Raw genomic sequence first — 3,174 nt, forward strand, 5'->3', positions numbered from 1 at the left:
GTTGCTTGTGACTCTGCCGGGCAATAGGCGGTAGGGTTATAGGATCAAGTGACTAAGTGTATGTGGTGGATGCCTTGGCGATTACAGGCGAAGAAGGACGTGGCAGTCTGCGAAAAGCCGTGGGGAGCTGACAACGAGCGTTGAACCATGGATATCCGAATGAGGGAACTCACCTGCAAAGGTATCTTTAAGTGAATACATAGCTTAAAGAGGCGAACGGAGTGAACTGAAACATCTAAGTAGCTCCAGGAAAAGAAATCAACCGAGATTGCGCTAGTAGCGGCGAGCGAATGCGCAGCAGCCTAATGCTTGATAACACTGACAACAGTAGAACGATCTGGAAAGTTCGGCCAAAGACGGTGATAGCCCGGTATATGAAATTGTTGGTGTGGTACTAAGAGCATGAGAAGTAGAGCGGGACACGTGACATCCTGCTCGAAGATGGGGGGACCATCCTCCAAGGCTAAATACTCGTAATCGACCGATAGTGAACCAGTACCGTGAGGGAAAGGCGAAAAGAACCCCGGGAGGGGAGTGAAATAGAATCTGAAACCGCATACATACAAACAGTAGGAGCCCGCGAGGGTGACTGCGTACCTTTTGCATAATGGGTCAGCGACTTACGTTCAGTAGCGAGCTTAACCGAGTAGGGGAGGCGTAGCGAAAGCGAGTTCGAATAGAGCGAGTAGTTGCTGGGCGTAGACCCGAAACCGGATGATCTATCCATGACCAGGTTGAAGTTGTGGTAACACACAATGGAGGACCGAACCGACTAGTGTTGCAAAATTAGCGGATGAGTTGTGGATAGGGGTGAAAGGCTAAACAAATCCGGAGATAGCTGGTTCTCCCCGAAAACTATTGAGGTAGTGCCTCGCGTATCACTCCAGGGGGTAGAGCACTGTTATGGCTAGGGGGACATGGCGTCTTACCAAACCATGGCAAACTCCGAATACTTGGAAGTGTGAGCGCGGGAGACAGAGCACCGGGTGCTAACGTCCGGACTCAAAAGGGAAACAACCCAGACCGCCGGCTAAGGTCCCTAATATTTGCTAAGTGGAAAACGAAGTGGAAAGGCTAAGACAGTCAGGAAGTTGGCTTAGAAGCAGCCATCCTTTAAAGAAAGCGTAATAGCTCACTGATCGAGTCTTTCTGCGCGGAAGATGTAACGGGGCTAAGCAAGTAACCGAAGCCGCGGATTCATACGAAAGTATGAGTGGTAGGGGAGCGTTCTGTAAGCCTGCGAAGGTGTGTTGAGAAGCATGCTGGAGGTATCAGAAGTGCGAATGCTGACATGAGTAACGTTAAAGCGGGTGAAAAGCCCGCTCGCCGTAAGCCCAAGGTTTCCTGCTCTACGTTCATCGGAGCAGGGTGAGTCGGCCCCTAAGGCCAGGCTGAGAAGCGTAGTCGATGGGAACAAGGTTAATATTCCTAGACCATTGTCAAGTATGCGATGGGGGGACGGAGTGTGAAAGATGATCCGGGTGTTGGATATCCCGGTTTGTGAGAGTAGAAGGAAGGCAGGCAAATCCGCCTTCAAATCTTCGAGTCAAAACATCGATTCTCCACGTGAGAAGAAGTCATCGGAAGTGCTTCCAAGAAAAGCCTCTAAGTGGTAGCTTGACAAGACCGTACCGCAAACCGACACTGGTGGGCGAGTTGAATATACTAAGGCGCTTGAGAGAACTCGGGAGAAGGAACTCGGCAAATTGACACCGTAACTTCGGAAGAAGGTGTGCCTTTGTAGCGTGAGAGAAGAAACATCTTAAGCGTGAAGAGGCCTCAGAGAATAGGTGGCTGCAACTGTTTACTAAAAACATAGCACTCTGCAAAGATGAAAGTCGACGTATAGGGTGTGATGCCTGCCCGGTGCTGGAAGATTAATTGATGGGGTGCAAGCTCCTGATCGAAGTCCCAGTAAACGGCGGCCGTAACTATAACGGTCCTAAGGTAGCGAAATTCCTTGTCGGGTAAGTTCCGACCTGCACGAATGGCATAATGATGGCCACACTGTCTCCTCCCGAGACTCAGTGAAGTTGAAGTGTTTGTGATGATGCAATCTCCCCGCGGCTAGACGGAAAGACCCCATGAACCTTTACTGTAGCTTTACATTGGACTGTGAACCGATTTGTGTAGGATAGGTGGGAGGCAGTGAAACTCAGACGCCAGTTTGAGCGGAGCCATCCTTGAAATACCACCCTGATTTGTTTGCGGTTCTAACCTCGGCCCATGATCTGGGCTAGGGACCGTGTATGGTAGGCAGTTTGACTGGGGCGGTCTCCTCCTAAAGGGTAACGGAGGAGTGCGAAGGTACGCTAGGTACGGTCGGAAATCGTGCTGATAGTGCAATGGCATAAGCGTGCTTGACTGCGAGACCAACAAGTCGAGCAGATGCGAAAGCAGGTCATAGTGATCCGGTGGCTCTGTATGGAAGGGCCATCGCTCAACGGATAAAAGGTACTCTGGGGATAACAGGCTGATACCGCCCAAGAGTTCATATCGACGGCGGTGTTTGGCACCTCGATGTCGGCTCATCTCATCCTGGGGCTGTAGTCGGTCCCAAGGGTATGGCTGTTCGCCATTTAAAGAGGTACGTGAGCTGGGTTTAAAACGTCGTGAGACAGTTTGGTCCCTATCTGCCGTGGGCGCTGGAAGATTGACGGGGGCTGCTCCTAGTACGAGAGGACCGGAGTGGACGGACCGCTGGTGTACCGGTTGTGATGCCAATCGCATTGCCGGGTAGCTATGTCCGGAAGGGATAACCGCTGAAAGCATCTAAGCGGGAAACCTGCCTGAAGATAAGTCTTCCCGGAGGCTAGACCTCCTTGAAGAGTCGTTCGAGACCAGGACGTTGATAGGTCAGGTGTGGAAGCGTTGTGAGACGTTAAGCTAACTGATACTAATTGCTCGTAAGGCTTGATCCTATAACCGTACAGCTTGTTGCTCAAAGGAGCTCAAGACTGCAAGACACAAACCGTGTACGCTTTGTGACACCGAAAGAATTCGTCAAGTGCGGGCCAGCTGCCGGCACGAGACAACAAGCTTAGCCGGGCGACCATAGCGGGGTGGTCCCACTCCTTCCCATTCCGAACAGGACAGTGAAACGCCTTAGCGCCGATGATAGTTGGTTGTATTTCCAGTGAAAGTAGGACATCGCCCGGCTCCCCATTCAAAAAA

At 51.4% G+C, this 3,174-nt stretch carries 2 rRNA genes; both read left to right on the plus strand.

Annotated features, from left to right (window positions below):
* Positions 1-42: 42 nt before the first annotated feature.
* A 23S ribosomal RNA gene (locus M3080_RS09065) occupies positions 43-2,921 on the plus strand.
* 123 nt (positions 2,922-3,044) lie between these two features.
* A 5S ribosomal RNA gene (gene rrf / locus M3080_RS09070) occupies positions 3,045-3,159 on the plus strand.
* Positions 3,160-3,174 lie beyond the last annotated feature (15 nt).

Origin of the sequence: Parasutterella secunda, from assembly GCF_023336895.1 — a bacterium.
In the GTDB taxonomy this organism is placed as follows: Bacteria; Pseudomonadota; Gammaproteobacteria; order Burkholderiales; family Burkholderiaceae_F; genus Aphodousia; species Aphodousia faecalis.